The organism is Streptomyces sp. NPDC059851, from assembly GCF_042732005.1.
Classification (GTDB): domain Bacteria; phylum Actinomycetota; class Actinomycetes; order Streptomycetales; family Streptomycetaceae; genus Streptomyces.
The window spans coordinates 1-17,856 of the sequence record NZ_JBHWJJ010000157.1 but is presented as its reverse complement, the minus strand read 5'-3'; the positions used below and the strand labels follow the sequence as shown (position 1 = coordinate 17,856).

The following is a 17,856-nucleotide window of genomic DNA, read 5'->3' as shown; positions in this document are numbered from 1 at the left end:
ATCAGGTGCGGCCCACCGCCTGCTGCGCGGCCCGCAGCTCCGGCGCGTCCGCCGCCCAGGTCGCCGGAACCACCCGGAAGCCCGCGGCCCGCGCCGCCCGGCACACCAGCTCGTCATCATCCACCAGCATCCGCACCTCCCGGCTGCGGGCGATCCGTTGGAGCACCTCCAGCTTGGTGGTGCGCGCGGGCCGGCGGTCGTTGCTCCGCCGCATCCACAGCCGCCCCTCCGGCAACCCGTGCCGCCCCAGCCACTCCACCGTGTCCGCCCGACAACGCTCCGGGCGGCCGGTCAGGTACACGATCTCGCAATCGACAGCGCGTTCGAGCACCAGGGCCACGCCGCGCGTCAGTGGCGGATCGGCCGGGGCCGCGGCGAAGAAGCCCTCCCAGTCCCGCGGGCGGCGCTCCAGGAAGTGCTGGCGGTGGTCGGTGTCGGCGAGGGTGTTGTCTATGTCGAAGACGGCCAGCGGCCTGCGGTCGGTTCGCTCACTCATATGGGCCACCCTAAGGAACTTCTGCGCCCCGGCCGCTGACCGGCGAGGAGCGAGGAGCGAGGAGCGAGGGGCGACGGGACGCAGGCGACGATCGACAGTGCGCCGACGGAAAACCGGTACGCCGCGGGGAGCCGGCCGTGCGAAGGTGACGGGCTGACAGACCGTCCCCTCCCCGCCGTCGTCGCGCACGGCCGGCCCGCCACAGGAGCACCCGTGACACCAGCCCGCCTCGTCCCGCTCCTCCAGCAGTTCGACTTCGCGTACGAACGTCTCTCCGGCCGCATGTCGGGGCCCGTCATGGACAGCGGCGACGGGACGGAGACCAGGGTCGGCAGCCCCCTGACGGACGAGGAGTACTTCTGGGAGCCGGTGCCGGACTGCTGGTCCGTCCGACGGCGAACCGACGGGCCGGGGCCGCGGGCGACCCTGCTGGCCGGCTCCGGCGCGGGCGACTGGGGACGCGACGCCGCGGCCTACCCGCACCCCTGGCCGCCGCCGTTCACCACCCTGGCGTGGCGCCTGAGCCACCTCGCCGAGATGCTGACCCTGCGCGCCGACCACACGGCCGGCAGCCGCACCCTGACCCGGGACCACCATCCGGTCAGCGGAACCGCGGAGGGGGCCGTCGCGGCGTTCGAAGCCGGGGCCGCGGCCTGGCGGAAGGCGCTGTTGAGCCTCGACGACACCGCGCTCGACACCACGGGGTACTGCACCTACCCGCACGGCAGCGACGCGGAGGAGCCCCTGCTCGACATCGTGTGGTGGGTCAACCAGGAACTGCTGCACCACGGAGCCGAGATCGCCCTCCTGCGCGACCTGTACCGCTACCGCGCACCGCAGCACTGACACCACCGCCGCTCCGCCACGCAAATAGGCACCGCCCGAGAGGGGGAATCCTGGCGGGCGCAGGACGCAAGGGGCACCCCGCGCCCGAGGCCCTGCGGGACACCGGGGAACTCGCCCCACACGCGGGACGGCTCGGCTACCACCGGTTCTGGGTGTCCGAACACCACGGCGTGCCCGGCGTGGCCGGCTCCGCGCCGACGGTCCTGGCCGCCGCCGTCGCCGGCGCGACGAGCCGGATCCGGGGCGGGACCGGCGGGGTGATGCTGCCCAACCACCGGCCGCTGGTCTTCGCCGAGCAGTTCGGGGTCCTGAAGTCCCTCTTCCCCAGCCGCATCGACATGGGCGTCGGCCGCTCCGTCGGCTTCACCGGCGGGATCCGCAGGGCCCTCGGCCCGGACACCGGCGACGCCGACCGGTTCGAGGAGCAGCTCGCCTAGCTGCCGGGCTGGCTCGACGGCACCCAGCGGGCCCATCCCGAGGTGCACGCCCGTCCCGCCGAGGGGCTGTCCGTCCCGGCGTTCGTCCTGGCCACCGGGGAGGGCGCGCAGATCGTGGCGCGCGGGGCTTCCGCTGGTCGTGGGCGACCTGCGGCGCCGGGACCGGGTGGCCGGGATGGTGGCCGGGATGGTGGCCGGGTTCCGGCCGTCCGTGCGGTACGCGGAGCCGTACGCCGTGGTGTCCGGGACGGTCGCGGTCGCCGCCACCGAGGAGGAGGCGCGGCGGATCCTCGTACCCGAGGAGCAGGTGGCGGCCGATCTCGCCGCGGTGTCCGCGCTGACCGGGGCGGACGAGTTGCTGGTCACCACGTCCACGTACGATCGTGCCGCCCTGCTGGACTCCTTCGGACGGCTGGCCCGCCTGGCCGGGCTGGAGGGGTCCTGAGCTGGGGAGCCCCCGTAAAGTGGGGCGAATGCACCAGACCGTCGAGCCGCCCCAGAGCGCCGGGCCACGCAGCCACGACCCCTTCATCCGCGTGCGGGGTGCCCGGGAACACAACCTGCGCGGGGTCGACGTGGACATCCCGCGGGACGCCCTGACCGTCTTCACCGGGGTCTCCGGCTCCGGCAAGAGCTCGCTGGCCTTCGGCACGCTCTACGCCGAGGCCCAGCGCCGCTACTTCGAGTCGGTGGCACCGTACGCCCGGCGCCTGATCCACCAGATCGGCGCGCCGAAGGTCGACGTGGTCACGGGCCTACCGCCCGCGGTGTCCCTGGAGCAGCGGCGCTCCTCCCCCGGCTCCCGGTCCTCGGTCGGGACGGTGACGCTGCTGTCCAACTCCCTGCGCATGCTGTTCTCCCGGGCCGGCACCTACCCGGAGGGAGCGCCCCGACTGGATTCCGACGCCTTCTCCCCCAACACGGCGTCCGGGGCCTGCCCTTCCTGCCACGGGCTCGGCAGCGTCCACCGGACCAGCGAGGAACTCCTGGTTCCCGACCCGGGCCTGTCGATCCGTGAGGGTGCCGTCGCGGCGTGGCCCGGCGCCTGGCAGGGCAAGAACCTGCGGGACATCCTGGAGGCGCTCGGCCACGACGTGGACGTGCCGTGGCGGGAGCTGCCGGCCGCCGACCGGGAGTGGATCCTGTTCACCGAGGAGCAGCCGGTGGTGACCGTGCACCCGGTGCGGGAGGCCGACCGGATCCAGCGGCCGTACCGGGGAACGTACATGAGCGCCCACCGCTACGTGATGCGGACCTTCTCGGACAGCAAGAGCGCCACCCTGCGGGCGCGCGCCGAACGCTTCCTCACCGACTCCCCCTGCCCGGTGTGCGAGGGTCGGCGGCTGCGCCCGGAGGCGCTGGCCGTGACCTTCGCGGGCCGGACGATCGCGGAACTGGCGGCGCTGCCGCTGACCGCCCTGGACCGGCTGCTGGCGGAGGCCGCGCCCACCGCCTCGGGGACCCCGGGGGCGTCGGGCCCGGCGGGCGGCGCGGGCGGGGAGGGCGGGGAGGCTGCTCGGGTGCTCGCCGAGGACCTCCGGTCCCGGATCGGCCCCGTCGTCGAGCTGGGCCTCGGCTACCTGAGCCTGGACCGCACCGCGCCGACCCTGTCGGCGGGCGAGTTGCAGCGGCTGCGGCTGGCGACACAGCTGCGGTCGGGGCTGTTCGGCGTGGTGTACGTGCTGGACGAGCCGTCGGCGGGGCTGCACCCGGCCGACACCGAGGCGCTGCTCGACGTACTCGACCGGCTCAAGGCGGCGGGGAACACGGTGTTCGTGGTGGAGCACCACCTGGACGTGGTGCGGCACGCGGACTGGCTGGTGGACGTGGGTCCGCGGGCCGGTGAGCACGGCGGGCGGGTGCTGCACAGCGGTCCGCCGCACGAGCTGGCCGACGTATCGGAGTCGGCCACGGCGCGGTACCTCTTCGGCGGCGGCGGCGAGGGGCCTGCACGCGAGGGGCGGGACGGACGGGAGGGGCGCGAGGGGCGGGAGCCGACCGGAGCCGTTCGGCTGGAGCGCGTTGACCGGCACAACCTGCGGGCTATCGACGTGGAGTTCCCGCTCGGGGTGTTCACGGCGGTCACCGGGGTGTCCGGGTCGGGCAAGTCGACGCTGGTGGGGCAGGTGCTCGCCCGGGAGGTCGGCGAGCGGCTCGCCGAGCCGGACTTCCCCGTGCGGCGCCTGGTGGAGGTGGACCAGAAGCCGATCGGCCGCACCCCGCGGTCCAACCTGGCCACGTACACCGGGCTCTTCGACGTGGTGCGCCGACTGTTCACGGCCGCTCCGGAGGCGCGGGCGCACGGCTGGAAGGCGGGCCGGTTCTCCTTCAACGTGGCGGGCGGCCGGTGCGAGACCTGCCAGGGTGAGGGCTTCGTGTCGGTGGAGCTGCTGTTCCTGCCCAGTACGTACGCCCCGTGCCCGGATTGCGGGGGCGCGCGGTACGACGCCGAGACGCTCCGGGTGCGGTACGAGGGGTTGAACATCGCGGAGGTGCTGGCGCTGACGGTGGAGTCCGCGGCCGTGTTCTTCGCCGGGGTCCCGGCGGCGGCGCGGAGTCTGCGGGCGTTGGAGGAGATCGGGCTGGGCTACCTGCGGCTGGGGCAGCCGGCGACCGAGCTGTCGGGCGGTGAGGCCCAGCGGATCAAGCTGGCGACGGAGCTCCAGCGGCAGCGCCGCGACCACACCCTGTACCTGCTGGACGAGCCGACGACCGGACTGCACCCGGCCGATGTGCGGGTGCTGCTGCGGCAGTTGCACGGGCTGGTGGACGCCGGCCATTCGGTGGTGGTCGTCGAGCACGACATGGACGTGGTCGCGGGCGCGGACTGGGTGGTGGACCTGGGGCCCGGCGGCGGTGCGGACGGCGGCCGGATCGTGGCGGCGGGCACGCCGCAGCAGGTCGCACGCGCGGGGCAGGGCCGCACGGCGGGCTATCTGGCCCGGGCGCTGGGTTCGGCATGAGGGCGGGGAGCGCGGCCGCTAGGCGTCGCCGGGGAGGAGGTGCTGCGGGACCTCGCGGAAGCTCCAGCGGCCCCGGCTGCGGGTGAACAGCCACACCAGGTCGTGCCGGTCGGGCCAGGCGGCGGGGACGCCGAGCACCTGGTGCGCCCCGAGGGAGCGGATCAGGCGGGGGATGCCGTGGGGTTCCCAGCAGACCAGCACCGGCATGGGGGCGGCCAGCACGGCGCCGGCCAGGGCGGCTTCGGCGCCGACGGCGAATTCGGTACGGATGCGGGCGTGCAGGGCGGCGGCCAGCGGGGCGACGGTCTGGCGGCAGCGGGCGTGCGCCGCGGAACCGCCGGCGGCGAAGACGGCGGCGGGGCGGGGCAGCAGGGCGCTGCGGGTCGGCGTGAAGAGGCGGGACAGTTCCCCGGCCCTGCGCCGGCCGCGTCCGGCGAGGTAGCCGGGGCGCTCCTCGCCGGCATCGTCCTCGCCGGGGCTTCCTGCGTACGGCTCTTCCGCGTGCCGGATCACCATCACCAGCGCGTCCTCGGCCGGGGCTCCGCCGGCGCCCGGGGCCGGGGGGCGGTCCGGTTCCTCCGCGGAGCAGCCGGCCGTCGCGAGCGCGGTGAGCGTGGCGGCCAGCACGGTTCGGCGTCGCGGCCCGGACCCGCGGAGGGCTTCTGGCATGGGGCCACTGTTCCCCATGTGCCGGAGCGGTCGCGGGTGCGGCACGTCGTGCCCGGGCACGTGCGCCCGGTCGGCGGATCGGATCGGCCGGGCGGGTCAGCCGATCGGCGCAGGCCGGGGGCGTGGCCGGGCGGGACACCGACCCGCGGGGCGCCGAGCGGTAGGGCGCTGACCGGCGGAACGTCGACCCGCGGGGTCCGGAGGGGTCAGCTCCCGGTCTTGCCCCGTCTACCGAGGGCGCGGAGCCATTCCCGGTTCATGGCGGCGATGGACGGCAGCGGGATGCCCTTGGGGCAGGCCGTGGCGCACTCGCCGGTCAGGGTGCAGCCGCCGAAGCCCTCCTCGTCCATCGCGGCCACCATGTCCAGGACGCGGGTCTCCCGCTCGGGCGAGCCCTGCGGCAGCACATTGAGGTGGTTGATCTTGGCGGAGGTGAAGAGCATGGCGGAGCCGTTGGGGCAGGCCGCCACGCACGCGCCGCAGCCTATGCACTCGGCGTTCTCGAACGCGTGGTCGGCGGCGTCCTTGGGGACGGCCGTGGCGTGTGCCTCGGGGGCCGAGCCGGTGGGGGCCGTGATGTAGCCGCCGGCCTGGATGATCCGGTCGAAGGCGCTGCGGTCCACGACGAGGTCCTTGACCACGGGGAAGGCGGCGGCGCGCCATGGTTCGACGTCGATGGTGTCGCCGTCGTTGAAGGACCTCATGTGCAGCTGGCAGGCGGTGGTGCGCTCGGGGCCGTGGGCGTCGCCGTTGATGACGAGGCTGCAGGCGCCGCAGATGCCCTCGCGACAGTCGTGGTCGAAGGCGACGGGGTCCTCGCCGCGCAGGATGAGGTCCTCGTTGAGGGTGTCGAGCATCTCTAGGAAGGACATGTCGCGGGAGACGCCGTCGACCTCGTAGGTGACCATGGCGCCGGGGCGGTCGGGGTTCTGCTGGCGCCAGACGCGCAGGTTGAGCCTCATGCGTAGCTCCGCTGGGTGGGGTGGACGTACTCGAAGACGAGGGCTTCCTCGTGGAGGACGGGTGGGGCTCCGGTGCCGCGGAACTGCCAGGCGGCCGCGTAGCCGAACTCCTCGTCGCGGCGGGCGGCCTCGCCGTCCGGGGTTTGGGACTCCTCGCGGAAGTGGCCGCCGCAGGACTCGGTGCGGTGGAGGGCGTCGAGGCACATCAGCTCGGCGAGTTCGAGGTAGTCGACGATGCGGTTGGCCTTCTCCAGGGACTGGTTGAACTCCTGTCCGCTGCCGGGCACCTTGATGCGCCGCCAGAACTCCTCCCGGATCTGCGGGATCCTGGTGAGGGCCTTGCGCAGTCCGGCGTCGTTGCGCGCCATCCCGCAGTACTCCCACATCAGCTCGCCGATCTCGCGGTGGAAGGAGTCGGGCGTGCGGTCACCGTCGACGGCGAGCAGCCGCTCCAGGCGGTCGCGGGTCTCACGGACGGCGGCCGCGACCTCGGGGTGGCCGTCATCGACGGGGTCCTGGTGGGGATGGCGGGCCAGGTAGTCGTTGATGGTGGAGGGGAGGACGAAGTAGCCGTCACCGAGCCCCTGCATGAGGGCGGAGGCGCCGAGCCGGTTCGCCCCGTGGTCGGAGAAGTTGGCCTCGCCGATCGCGAACAGGCCCGGAACGGTGGTCTGGAGGTCGTAGTCGACCCAGAGGCCGCCCATCGTGTAGTGCACGGCGGGGTAGATCCGCATCGGGACCTCGTACGGGTCCTCGGCGGTGATCCGCTCGTACATCTCGAAGAGGTTGCCGTACTTCTCGGCAACCTTGTCGCGGCCCATGCGGCGGATGGCGTCGGCGAAGTCGAGGTAGACGCCCTGGCCGCCGGGGCCGACGCCGCGGCCCTCGTCGCAGACGTTCTTGGCGGCGCGCGAGGCGATGTCGCGGGGGACGAGGTTGCCGAAGGAGGGGTAGATCCGCTCCAGGTAGTAGTCGCGCTCCGCCTCGGGGATGTCGGCGGGCGGGCGGGTGTCGCCCTTGGCCCTGGGTACCCAGATGCGGCCGTCGTTGCGCAGGGACTCGCTCATCAGTGTGAGCTTGGACTGGTGGTCGCCGGTGCGGGGGATGCAGGTGGGGTGGATCTGGGTGAAGCAGGGGTTGGCGAAGTACGCGCCGCGGCGGTGCGCCCGCCAGACGGCGGTCGCGTTGGAGTTCATGGCGTTGGTGGAGAGGTAGAAGACGTTGCCGTAGCCGCCGGTGGCGAGGACGACGGCGTCCCCCCGGTACGTGGAGATCTCGCCGGTGACCAGGTCGCGGGCGACGATGCCGCGGGCCCGGCCGTCGACGACGAGCAGGTCCAGCATCTCCGTGCGGGCGTGCATCTCGACGTTGCCCGCGGCGATCTGCCGGGACAGCGCCTGGTAGGCGCCGAGGAGGAGCTGCTGGCCCGTCTGGCCGCGGGCGTAGAAGGTGCGGGACACCTGGACGCCGCCGAAGGAGCGGGTGTCGAGGAGGCCGCCGTACTCGCGGGCGAAGGGAACGCCCTGGGCCACGCACTGATCGATGATCTCGACGGATATTTGGGCGAGGCGGTGGACGTTGGACTCGCGGGCCCGGAAGTCGCCGCCCTTGACGGTGTCGTAGAAGAGCCGCTGGATGGAGTCGCCGTCGTTGCGGTAGTTCTTGGCGGCGTTGATGCCGCCCTGGGCGGCGATGGAGTGGGCACGGCGCGGCGAGTCGGAGTAGCAGAACTGGACCACGCGGTAGCCCTGTTCGGCGAGTGTGGCGCCGGCGGCGGCGCCGGCCAGGCCGGTACCGACGACGATGACGGTGTGCCTGCGGCGGTTGGCCGGGTTGACGAGCTTGGCCTCGAAGCGGCGGCGGTCCCAGCGTTCGGCGATGGGGCCGGCGGGGGCCTTGGTGTCGGCGAGGGGCTCGCCGGTCGTGTAGTGCGCGTAGTCGTTCACGGTCAGTTCACCACTCCGGTCATGACGGCGACGGGGACGGAGACGAACCCCGCGAAGAGGAGCAGGGCCAGGGTGTTGGCGAGGGCCTTCAGGGTCCGGTCGCGGCGGGCGCTGCCCGCGCCGAGGGTCTGGGCGGCGCTCCAGAAGCCGTGACGGACGTGGAGGCCGAGGGCGGCCATCGCGGTGATGTAGATGGTGTTGCCGTACCAGGTGGAGAAGGTGGCGAGGACGTTCTCGTAGGGGTGACCGGCCCAGGCGCGCTCGTTGACGGTGAGCGTGGTGAGGTCGAGGACGTGCCAGACGATGAACAGACCCAGGATGACGCCGCCCCAGCGCATGGTGCGGGTGGCGTAGCTCGCGCGGCGGCGCTTGTGGGCGTACGCCACCGGGCGGGCCTTGATGTCGCGGCGGCTGAGCTGGTAGGCGGACACGGCGTGGGCGACGACGGCGGCGAGCAGCACGATGCGGGCCGCCCACAGGCCCCAGTGGCTGTGCAGGAAGGGCTCACCCATGTGGCGCAGCCAGCGTCCGTAGGCGTTGAACTCATCCGCTCCGAAGAAGATCTTGAGGTTGCCCATCATGTGGACGACCAGGTAGCCGAGCATGATCAGGCCGGAGACCGCCATGACGACCTTCTTGCCGACGGTGGATTCCCAGAGCGTGCGCGGGGTGGACGGCCGTCGGCCCGTCCGCGTTGCCAGAGCCATGGCACAAGACGGTAGGGACCGGGGCCCCGAGAGGTCCAAGACATGATGGTGCTGATATCGATAGGCACCTCCTATGAAGGCGGATAGCCTGGGGCAATGCAGTTCCAGCAGCTCCTGTACTTCGTGGCGGTCGCCGAGACCCGGCACTTCACTCGGGCGGCGGAGCGGGTGCACGTGGCCCAACCGTCGCTGTCGCAGCAGATCAAGGCGTTGGAACGGGAGCTGGGAGCGGAGCTGTTCAGCCGCGCCCGGGGCAACATCACGCTGACCGATGCGGGGGAGGCGCTGCTGCCGCTGGCACGGCGGATCCTGGCCGACGCGGACACCGCGCGGCTGGAGGTGCAGGAACTGGCGCAGCTGCGGCGCGGACGGGTCCGACTGGGGGCCACCCCGAGCGTGTGCACGGGTTTGCTGCCGGACGTCCTGCGCGCCTTCCACGCCGCGCATCCGGCGATCGAGCTGCTGATCGAGGAGAGCGGTTCGCTTGACCTGGTGCGTGAGCTCGCCCGCGGGGCCCTGGACCTGGCTCTGATCGCGCTGCCCCTGCCGCCCTCGGCTCCGGCGCTGGACACGGTGGAGCTGCTCACGGAGGACCTGGTGGTGGTCTCCTCGGCACGGCTTCCGCCGCCGGGGGGAGGCGGCCCGCTGACGGTGTCGGGTCTGCGGGACGAGCCGATGGTGATGTTCCGCCACGGCTACGACGTGAGGGACCTGACCGTGGCTGCTTGCCGGGCGGAGGGCTTCGAGCCGGTGTTCACGGTGGAGGGCGGCGAAATGGACGCGGTGCTGGGCTTCGTGCGCGCGGGACTCGGTGTGGCCGTGGTACCGGCCATGGTCGTCGACCATGCCGGGCCGGGGCTGCGCAGCACTCCGCTGGAGGGTGCTCCGTTGCGCCGCACGATCGCGCTGGCCCACCGCACGGACGTGGCTCCGCCGCGCGCGGCCCGCGAACTCAAGCGCCTCCTGCTGGGCTGACGCATGGGCCGACGGCGCCGGCCGGGGCGGACGGCCGTCAGGAGCGGGATATGGGCAGCTCCTCGTCGAGCCCGCCGGCCAGCATGCCGAAGGCCAGGTCGGCGTCGGCGACGGCCGCGGGGTGGGCCTCGTCGGCGCTCAGGCCGTCGGCGATCCGCTGCCAGTTCTGCCGGCCCAGCTCGTGCCGGACCGTCACCAGATGTGCCGCCGCCAGGCGCGCCGCGAGCGGCGGGACCGATTCCTCCTCCAGTACGGCGGCGAGCAGTTCGACCTCGCGGGCCGTGTAGTGGTGCAGCCGGGATTCCAGGCTGGCGGTGGTGTGGAGGAGCCGCTGGAAGGCCACCACTTCCGGGTGGTCACACAGGCCGGTGATCGGGTCCTGCTCGGCGAGGGCGGCCACGAAGTGCGCGCGCACCGCGGCCACCGGGGTCTGACCGGCGGGCCGGTCTCGAACGATGCGGGCGACCTCGTCCTGATGGTCCGCGAACCGGTCGAGGACCAGGTCCTCCTTGCTCGGGAAGTACCGGAACAGGGTGGGTTTGGAGACCTCGGCCGCCGAGGCGACGTCCGCCACCGACACCGCGTCGAAGCCGCGCTCCAGGAAGAGTTCCAGCGCCGTCGCCGCCAGCTGGCGGCGCGTGCGGAGCTTCTTGTTCTCGCGCAGACCCGTCGTGTTCTCCATGACCAGACCCTACCACACGTTCGTGACCGGGTAAATTTTGTAACCGGGTTGCTTTTTTCTCTCCGGGCCGCTTTCCTTGAGACAACGACGACGGAAGGACATCCGATGAACGACGTGATGACCGACGCGATGACCGACGTACTCATCGCGGGCTCCGGCCCTACGGGGCTCACGCTCGCCTGCGATCTGGCCCGACGCGGCCTCGGCGTGCGGATCGTGGACCAGCGCGCGGAGCCGCACCGCGAATCGCGCGGCAAGGGCCTCCTGCCCGGCAGCCTGGAGGTCTTCGCCGAACTCGGGGTGGCCGGGCGCGTGGCCGCGATCGGCAGGAAGGGGCTGGTGCTGCGCAAGTACTTCGACGGGGACCACGTGCGCGATACGCCCACCCCCGGCGACGGCCTGCTCGTGGGGCAGTGGCAGGTCGAAGAGGTGCTGCGCGACCGGCTCGCCGAGCTCGGGGTGCGCGTCGAGTACGGAACCCGGCTCGCCGGGATCCGGCAGGACGCGGCCGGGGTGGACGCCGAACTGGCGGACGGCGGGGTGATTCGGGCCGCGTTCCTGGCCGGCTGCGACGGCGGGGGCAGCACCACGCGCAAGCTCCTCGGAATCCCGTTCGAAGGGCACACCGCACAGGAGGAGGAGATGGTGCTGGGTGACGTGCGGGCGCCCGGACTCAGCCGGGAGTTCTGGCACCAGTGGTTCACCTCGCAGGAGGGCGGGATCCTGCTCTGCCCCATACCGGGAACGGACGTCTTCCAGCTCCAGGCCTCCCCGGAGAGGGACGAGGAGGGCAAGCAGCTGCCGCCGTCGCTGGAGGGCTTCCAGCGGCTCTTCGACCGCCACGCCCGGATGCCGGGCATCCGGCTGGCGGACCCCACCTGGCTCTCGTCCTGGCGGATCAACGTCCGCATGGCCGCCCGCATGCGCGAGGGCCGGGTCTTCCTCGCCGGCGACGCGGCCCACGTCCACCCGATAGCCGGCGGGCTCGGCATGAACACCGGCATCCAGGACGCGGCGGTCCTCGCTCGGACGCTTGCGTCCGCCCTCACCGGGACCGGCGGACCGGAGGTGCTCGACGCCTACCAGGCGGAGCGGCTGCCCGTAGCGGCCGAGGTACTGGCCGACACCACACGGCGCTACGAGCGGGTCGTCGAGGCGGTGCGGACCCCCGGCCGCGGGACCGAGGCCGGGATCGCGTAGCGCGCCGGCGGGCCGGCCGGTCGGGGGCGGGGCGGTCAGGTGGGCGTGGGCACCGCGTCGGAGAGTGAGAGGGCGTGGATGCGGTCGGGGGCGCCCGGGCGGGCGTAGTACCAGCCCTGCGCGGTGTCGCAGCCCAGGGCGCGCAGCTGGGCCGCCTGAGCGCCGGTCTCGACGCCCTCGACGGTGACGGCCAGTTCGAGGCTGTGGGCCAGCGCGACGATGCCTTCCACGATTTTGACGTCGACCGGGTTGGCGGGCTGCTGCTGCATCCCCTTGGTGAAGGAGCGGTCCAGCTTCAGCACGCTGACCGGCAGGCGGCGCAGGTTCGCCAGGTTGGAGTAGCCGGTGCCGAAATCGTCCAGCGCGATGTCCACGCCGAGTTCGGCGAGCCGGTGCAGGGGTTCGAGGAGCTCGTCATCGGCGCCGATCAGGGCGGACTCGGTGACCTCCAGGCACAGTGCGCCGGGTGCGAGGCCCGCGCTCTCCAGCACCGCCACGGTGTCCGCGACCAGCCCCGGGTGCTGCAGCTGGGTCGGCGAGAGGTTGACGTTGACGCGCAGCGGCGAGCCGCCGTGCTCACGCTGCCAGGTCCGGGCCTGGCGAACGGACTCCTCCAGGACCCAGCGACCGAGCGGCACGATCAGCCCGGTGCGTTCGGCGAGCGGGATGAACCGGTCCGGGCCGAGGACCCCGTACTGCGGGTGCTCCCAGCGCACCAGCGCCTCGGCGCCGCGCACGCTGCCGTCGTGCATGTGGACCAGCGGCTGGTACTCGATGAAGAATTCGCCGCGCTCCAGCGCCGCGGGCAGGGCGTTGGTCAAGCCGTGCCGGGTGATGGCGCGGGCGTCGGCCTCCGCGTCGGCGAACTCGAAGCGGCTGCCGCCGGCCGCCTTCGCCCGGTACATGGTGATGTCGGCACTGCGCAGCACCTCGGCCGAGGTGCGCTCCCCCGCCGGGCCCTCCACGATGCCGATGCTTCCGCGCACCGACAGCTCCCGGCCCTCGATGCGGATCGGCGCCGACAGGGCGGACAGGATGCGGACGGCGAGCTCGGTCACCTTCTCCTCGGTGTCCGGGCCGGTGGTCAGCGCCACGAACTCGTCGCCGCCGAGCCGGGCCACGACCTCGCCCTGACTGGTGACGCAGCTCTGCAGCCGGTCGGCGACCTCCACCAGCAGCCGGTCGCCCGCCGAGTGGCCGAGGCTGTCGTTGACCGCTTTGAAGCCGTCGAGGTCGAGGTAGCAGAGCCCGAAACGGCTGCCGCCCACCCCGGACAGGGCCTTCTCCAGCCGCTCGAAGAACAGGGTCCGGTTGGGCAGGCCGGTCAGGGCGTCGTGGGTGGCCTCGTAGCGCAGCCGGAGGTTGAGCAGCCGGCGTTCGGTGGTGTCCTCCATCAGCGCCAGCTGGTACTGCGGGGTGCCGTCGGCGTCACGCAGCAGCGACACCGTCAGATTGGTCCACAGGACGGTTCCGTCGTGCCGGTAGTACGGCTTCTCCACCCGGTAGCTCTCGCGTTCGCCGCGCACGAGCTCGCCGTACATCCGCCACACCGCCGGGGCGTCGTCGGGGTGCCCCCACTCGCTGACGTTGCGGCCGCGGACGTGCCCGCCCATGCCTCCGAACATCTGCAGCAGCGCGTCGTTGACCTCCAGGACGTTGCCTTCCAGGTCGGCGATGCCGATGCCGATGGCCGCGCCCTCGAAGACGGCCCGGAAGCGCTCTTCGCTCGCGTGCAGGGCCTGCTGGGCGTCGACGCGGGCGGTCAGCGCGGAGCGGGCGATGGCTTCCTGCTCCTTGAGGGTGCGCTCGCGCAGGGCCCGGGCGAATCCCGCCGCGATCTGGTGCTGGAGCCGGGCGCACCGGGACCGGTATTCCTCGGCGCCCTCCACGCCCACGCCGTCGGGACCGCAGTAGAGCACGAGGTACGACTCGACCACGCCCAGGGTGCCGGCCAGCGCCTCCGGGTCGGTGCAGTGCACGGCGACGAGATCGGCCCCGACCTGCTGGGCGACGGCCGCGTCGAAGGGCCGGGCGTGCAGGGCCTCGGTGAGCGTCCGGGTGAGGGGAACCAGGTGCTGCTCGAACTCGACGCGGGTCAGCGAGGTCGCCGTGAACGGGAAGATGGCGCGGCCCCAGATCGTGGCGAACCGCCCGACCCGGTCCTCCAGCCCGCTGCGCAGCACGGCGGGGCCCGCCGGGGTGGTCGGCGGGCCGGCGGGCGGACCCTCAAGGGGTGCGCCCTGCGCGGAATGCGCGTTCTTCGGGGTCGGTGTGCCGGGAGGCACCGCGGCCGGGGATCTCACGCCTTGCGTCCCACTCCGCCGAAGCCGGCGAACGCGTACGGGTCCTCCGGCATCTCTCCGTCCTGTGGAGCGGCGAGGCCGTCGGGCTGCCAGTTCGGCATCGACACGAGGCCGGGGTCGACCAGTTCGAACCCGTCGAAGAAGCGGAGGACCTGCTCGCGGCTGCGCATCGCGAGGGGGCTGCGGATGTCCCGGTAGACGTCGACCATCCCGCTGGCGGTGTCCTCCGGCAGCGGCAGCCCCTCGTAGGACGCGTGGGTGAGGACCAGCAGGCTGCCGGAGGGCAGGGCGTCGCGCAGCTCGGCGACGGCGGCGTACGGGTCGTCGGCGTCCTCCAGGAAGTGCAGGACGGCGACCAGGAGCAGGGCGACGGGGCGTTCCAGATCCAGAAGCCGGGCGACCTCGGAGGAGCCCAGGATGTCCTGCGGCTTGCGCAGGTCGGCGGGCACGACCCCGGCGCGGTCGTTGTCGGCGAGCACGGCGTTGCTGTGCGCGACGGCCACGGGGTCGTGGTCGACGTAGACGACGCGTGCCCCGGGGCTGGCTTCCTGCGCGACCTCGTGGACGTTGCCGAAGGTGGGGATGCCGGAGCCGATGTCGAGGAACTGGGTGACGCCCTGGTCGACGGCGTAGCGGACGGCGCGGCGCATGAACGCCCGGTTCGCCTGCATGATCTTGGGCAGGCCCGGGGTGAATTCCATGGCGCGGCGGGCGGCCCGGCGGTCGACCTCGAAATTGTGCGAGCCGCCCAGGTAGTAATCGTAGATCCGGGACACGCTCGGCACCGATATGTCGATCCCTGGCGGGGCCCAGGCGGGGCGCTCCATCGCGGTCTCCAAGCCGTAGTCCGTGGCGGTCGTCCGGGGTCGGACACCTGTCCGAGCCGAATGTACTGATCATTGCCCAAGGGAGCGAGCAAAAGCGGAAATTGGTGATCCGTTCTTCATCACACACCAAAGACCCCTGCGGCCCCCGCCGCCACGAATGACCGAAACCGACAAGTCTCTTATGAGTAGGGACGAGCTCGCGACCGGGTCGCATCGTTTCGTGGCTCAAACCTCTACGGTCCCCACGCCACCCGTTCAGGCGAACCAGGGCCGAGCCCCGCGTGCGCGGGTGCACCCCAGCCCATGATCCCGGCGTGAACAGAGCCTCTGCCAGGCACCTGCTGGTGGCCCCGGCCCTGGTGTGGGCGGCCTTGTCCGCCACCCCGGCCGTGGCTGATAGCTGCGCATACGCGACGATCCGGGCCGGCGACGGCACCGGGGCCGTCAGGCTGGTCGCGGTCGCCGGCACCGGGGCGGTCGCCGGCGTCCGGGGTGGCGCACATCACGGCGACGGTCCGTCAGACAGCCGCGCGGAACGACAGGGAGCCGGCCACGGCGGCGGCCACGGAAAGGGCCGCGGAAAGGGCCACGAGAAGGCCCGCGGGAAGGGCCACGGACGGCACCACTGCCCGCCGCCTCCCCCGCCCTGCCCTCCCGCGCCGGCCCCGAAGCCGACCCCCAAGCCCACGACGAAGCCGACCCCACCGCCGAAGCCGACGCCCCCGCCCGCCCCGAAGCCCACGCCCACCCCACCGCCGCCTCCCGAACCCGCGCCCCCGGCGCCCCGGCCGCCCGAACCCGCTGCGCCGAAACCGCCGCCGGCCCCGCCGAAGCAGTACGCGGCCCCGGCGGTTCCCCCACCACCCCCGCCCCCGCCCTCGTCACCGCCCGCGCCGCCGCCGAAGAAGGCCGTGGCCAGGCCCGTCTACCGGGCTCCGGCACCCAAGCCGGTGGAGCGCCACGTCTCACCGGTGACCTTCACGCTCATGACCGCGGCCCCCGCGGTGCTCGCGATGGCCGCACTGCGCCCGCGCTAGACCCCGGCCCCGTCCACCCGTGTCCCCCTGGGAGTCGCCTTGTCGGAATGGCTCGTCCTGACCATCGCGATGGCAGCGGCCTGCGCCGTGGTGCTGGCCATCGTCTTCATCAACCACCGGCGGATCGGCGACGACGACGATCCCAGCGAGACCCCGGACGTCATCGAGTACATGACGATGATGATCGGCGTGATCTACGCCATCGTGCTGGGCCTGGCCATCGCGGGCGTCTGGGAGGGCCGTGGAGCCGCCCAGGAGTACGTGCGTCAGGAAGCGCAGGCCCTGCACGAGATCAGCATCCGCTCCGAGGTCTACCCGGCCGAGGTGCGCAAGAAGATCCGGGCCGATGTCGACGCGTACGTGTCCCACGTGGTGGACACCGAATGGAAGCAGATGGCCGAGCACGGCACCCTCACGGACCGCGGCGGGGAGCTGCTGGAACGTATCCGCCGGGACGTGACCGACTACGAGCCCCAGACCGACCACGAGGGGCAGGCCTACCAGCCGCTGGTGGACCAGGTGGCACTGGTCGACGACGCCCGCAGCTCACGGGCCGGCAGTGCGGGGGCCACCATGCCGGGGGTGGTCTGGTTCGGCCTGATCACCGGGGCGCTGGTGACCGTGGGCCTGATCTTCACGCTGCAGATCCGGCGCTCGTTCCGGGAGTTGCTGCTGGCGGGCCTGTTCAGTGCGCTGATCGCGTTCCTGTTGTTCCTGATCTGGGACTTCGACGCACCGTTCGGGCGCGGCATCGCGGCCACCGCGGAGCCGTTCCTCACCCAGTTCCCGCACCTGGACCTGGACGGCTGACCGGGCCGGCTGACCGGGCCGGCAAACCGGGCCGGCAAACCGGGGAGGGGCCCTCCTTCCCCGGTTCGGCCCACCGCTGTGCCCCATTCGCCCGCTCCTGATCGCGGGTCACCCCGCCCGCGCCTAGCGTGGCGAGCGTCGAGGTGCATCCCCTTCCCCGTGCGGAAACGGTTCCGCGGCTGCTCCTCGGGATCCGGAGAACCAATCATGGGTGCGATACGTACCTCCGCCACTGCCCTGCTCAGCGCCGGCGCCGCGGGCGCCGTACTCGCGCTCGGCGTCCTCGGCGCGCCCGGTGCGGGGGCGACCGGGGCCCAGCCGGTCACCTCGTTCGGCTTCGCCGTCACTCCCTCCACGGTCGCCCCGGGCGGCCAGGTGACGCTCTCCGTCAGCGGCTGCGGCGCCGCCTCCGCCACCGCCTCGTCCGGGGTCTTCGACACCGTGACCATCGAGCGCGGCAGGACGGCCCGGGTGACGGTTGACCGCGACGCCCGCCGCGGGGCCGTCTATTCGGTCACCTTCACGTGCAGCGGCGAGAACGGTTCGGCCGACCTCACGATCACCGGCGGCAGCAGCCGGCCCACGACGAGCTCCACGTTCACGACCACGACGACGACCACGACCACGGACACGGACACGGCCTTCGCCGTGCCCAGGTTCGCGCAGAGCCCCGCCCGCGGCGTCCGGGGCGGGTTGGGCGGCAGCGTGGCCGGGCTGGACCCCAGGGCGGTCGCCGCGGGCGCGGGCCTCTTCCTCGCCGCCACGGCAGGCACCGTGTACGCGGTCCGGCGCCGCGCGGGTGCGCGCGGACACTGACGGCGTACGCGACCCGCGGGCCCCGGACCGACCGTGCCGCGCACCCGGCCACGCACAGCACGCACCGCCACGGGCGCCGCCACCCCGGACCGCCGCCGCGCACGGCGCTCACCCCCGCCCGTCACCGCGGCGCCCGACCACCGACCACCGACCGCCGGTCGCCCCGGTCCTGGCCAGGAC

At 73.1% G+C, this 17,856-nt stretch carries 15 protein-coding genes and 1 pseudogene; 8 read left to right on the top strand and 8 right to left on the bottom strand.

Going from position 1 to position 17,856, the window contains the following annotated elements; all coding sequences use genetic code 11:
• Position 1: 1 nt before the first annotated feature.
• Complete coding sequence (locus ACFV7Q_RS33875; RefSeq protein ID WP_385434553.1) at positions 2-496, bottom strand: hypothetical protein; 495 nt, start codon at positions 494-496, stop codon at positions 2-4.
• Positions 497-709: 213 nt separating this feature from the next.
• Between ACFV7Q_RS33875 and ACFV7Q_RS33870 the strand changes: the two genes are divergently transcribed.
• The 3 genes and pseudogenes from ACFV7Q_RS33870 (at position 710) to ACFV7Q_RS33860 (ending at position 4,742) form a co-directional block, all read left to right on the top strand.
• On the top strand, positions 710-1,342 hold the full coding sequence (locus ACFV7Q_RS33870; protein ID WP_385434551.1) for a DinB family protein: 633 nt from the start codon (positions 710-712) through the stop codon (positions 1,340-1,342).
• 47 nt (positions 1,343-1,389) lie between these two features.
• Positions 1,390-2,224 (top strand): annotated as a pseudogene (locus ACFV7Q_RS33865) (MsnO8 family LLM class oxidoreductase).
• 28 nt (positions 2,225-2,252) lie between these two features.
• On the top strand, positions 2,253-4,742 hold the full coding sequence (locus tag ACFV7Q_RS33860) for an ABC transporter (RefSeq protein WP_385434549.1): 2,490 nt from the start codon (positions 2,253-2,255) through the stop codon (positions 4,740-4,742).
• Between the two features lie 18 nt (positions 4,743-4,760).
• Here ACFV7Q_RS33860 and ACFV7Q_RS33855 read toward each other — a convergent pair whose 3' ends face one another.
• From ACFV7Q_RS33855 to ACFV7Q_RS33840, 4 genes are all read right to left on the bottom strand, one after another.
• The gene (locus ACFV7Q_RS33855; protein WP_385434547.1) at positions 4,761-5,411 is read right to left on the bottom strand and encodes a hypothetical protein; all 651 of its coding nucleotides are present in this window, start codon (positions 5,409-5,411) and stop codon (positions 4,761-4,763) included.
• A 206-nt stretch (positions 5,412-5,617) separates the two neighbouring features.
• The gene (locus ACFV7Q_RS33850; protein WP_385434545.1) at positions 5,618-6,373 is read right to left on the bottom strand and encodes a succinate dehydrogenase/fumarate reductase iron-sulfur subunit; all 756 of its coding nucleotides are present in this window, start codon (positions 6,371-6,373) and stop codon (positions 5,618-5,620) included.
• Complete coding sequence (locus ACFV7Q_RS33845; RefSeq protein ID WP_385434543.1) at positions 6,370-8,319, bottom strand: fumarate reductase/succinate dehydrogenase flavoprotein subunit; 1,950 nt, start codon at positions 8,317-8,319, stop codon at positions 6,370-6,372. The genes ACFV7Q_RS33850 and ACFV7Q_RS33845 overlap by 4 nt, the downstream gene beginning before the upstream one ends.
• A 2-nt stretch (positions 8,320-8,321) precedes the next feature.
• Positions 8,322-9,026 (bottom strand): succinate dehydrogenase, encoded by a 705-nt coding sequence (locus ACFV7Q_RS33840; protein WP_385434541.1) that lies wholly within the window; start codon positions 9,024-9,026, stop codon positions 8,322-8,324.
• Between the two features lie 96 nt (positions 9,027-9,122).
• On the opposite strand from ACFV7Q_RS33840, the gene ACFV7Q_RS33835 reads away from it, so the two are divergent.
• A complete protein-coding gene (locus ACFV7Q_RS33835) occupies positions 9,123-10,001 on the top strand; it encodes a LysR family transcriptional regulator (RefSeq protein ID WP_385434539.1) in 879 nt (292 codons plus the stop codon).
• 37 nt (positions 10,002-10,038) lie between these two features.
• Here the strand turns inward: ACFV7Q_RS33835 and ACFV7Q_RS33830 are convergent, their stop codons facing one another.
• Complete coding sequence (locus ACFV7Q_RS33830) at positions 10,039-10,683, bottom strand: TetR/AcrR family transcriptional regulator (protein ID WP_385434537.1); 645 nt, start codon at positions 10,681-10,683, stop codon at positions 10,039-10,041.
• 105 nt (positions 10,684-10,788) lie between these two features.
• Between ACFV7Q_RS33830 and ACFV7Q_RS33825 the strand changes: the two genes are divergently transcribed.
• Positions 10,789-11,883: an FAD-dependent monooxygenase gene (locus tag ACFV7Q_RS33825; RefSeq protein WP_385434535.1), complete on the top strand. Its 1,095-nt coding sequence runs from the start codon at positions 10,789-10,791 to the stop codon at positions 11,881-11,883.
• A gap of 35 nt (positions 11,884-11,918) precedes the next feature.
• Here the strand turns inward: ACFV7Q_RS33825 and ACFV7Q_RS33820 are convergent, their stop codons facing one another.
• The gene (locus tag ACFV7Q_RS33820) at positions 11,919-14,066 is read right to left on the bottom strand and encodes a putative bifunctional diguanylate cyclase/phosphodiesterase (protein WP_385434555.1); all 2,148 of its coding nucleotides are present in this window, start codon (positions 14,064-14,066) and stop codon (positions 11,919-11,921) included.
• Positions 14,067-14,182: 116 nt separating this feature from the next.
• A complete protein-coding gene (locus ACFV7Q_RS33815; RefSeq protein ID WP_385434533.1) occupies positions 14,183-15,013 on the bottom strand; it encodes an SAM-dependent methyltransferase in 831 nt (276 codons plus the stop codon).
• A gap of 911 nt (positions 15,014-15,924) precedes the next feature.
• Here ACFV7Q_RS33815 and ACFV7Q_RS33810 point away from each other — a divergent pair.
• From ACFV7Q_RS33810 to ACFV7Q_RS33800, 3 genes are all read left to right on the top strand, one after another.
• A complete protein-coding gene (locus ACFV7Q_RS33810; protein WP_385434530.1) occupies positions 15,925-16,050 on the top strand; it encodes a hypothetical protein in 126 nt (41 codons plus the stop codon).
• 39 nt (positions 16,051-16,089) lie between these two features.
• Positions 16,090-16,860, top strand: a complete 771-nt coding sequence (locus tag ACFV7Q_RS33805) for a hypothetical protein (protein WP_385434528.1) — start codon at positions 16,090-16,092, stop codon at positions 16,858-16,860.
• A gap of 207 nt (positions 16,861-17,067) precedes the next feature.
• Positions 17,068-17,676: a hypothetical protein gene (locus ACFV7Q_RS33800; protein WP_385434526.1), complete on the top strand. Its 609-nt coding sequence runs from the start codon at positions 17,068-17,070 to the stop codon at positions 17,674-17,676.
• The last annotated feature ends 180 nt before the right edge of the window (positions 17,677-17,856 follow it).

Coding starts and splice junctions, on each gene's coding strand:
- ACFV7Q_RS33875 (WP_385434553.1), bottom strand. CDS start 496: ATGAGTGAGCGAACCGACCGCAGGCCGCTGGCCGTCTTCGACATAGAC.
- ACFV7Q_RS33860 (WP_385434549.1), top strand. CDS start 2,253: ATGCACCAGACCGTCGAGCCGCCCCAGAGCGCCGGGCCACGCAGCCAC.
- ACFV7Q_RS33855 (WP_385434547.1), bottom strand. CDS start 5,411: ATGCCAGAAGCCCTCCGCGGGTCCGGGCCGCGACGCCGAACCGTGCTG.
- ACFV7Q_RS33850 (WP_385434545.1), bottom strand. CDS start 6,373: ATGAGGCTCAACCTGCGCGTCTGGCGCCAGCAGAACCCCGACCGCCCC.
- ACFV7Q_RS33840 (WP_385434541.1), bottom strand. CDS start 9,026: ATGGCTCTGGCAACGCGGACGGGCCGACGGCCGTCCACCCCGCGCACG.
- ACFV7Q_RS33835 (WP_385434539.1), top strand. CDS start 9,123: ATGCAGTTCCAGCAGCTCCTGTACTTCGTGGCGGTCGCCGAGACCCGG.
- ACFV7Q_RS33830 (WP_385434537.1), bottom strand. CDS start 10,683: ATGGAGAACACGACGGGTCTGCGCGAGAACAAGAAGCTCCGCACGCGC.
- ACFV7Q_RS33825 (WP_385434535.1), top strand. CDS start 10,789: ATGAACGACGTGATGACCGACGCGATGACCGACGTACTCATCGCGGGC.
- ACFV7Q_RS33815 (WP_385434533.1), bottom strand. CDS start 15,013: ATGGAGCGCCCCGCCTGGGCCCCGCCAGGGATCGACATATCGGTGCCG.
- ACFV7Q_RS33800 (WP_385434526.1), top strand. CDS start 17,068: ATGGGTGCGATACGTACCTCCGCCACTGCCCTGCTCAGCGCCGGCGCC.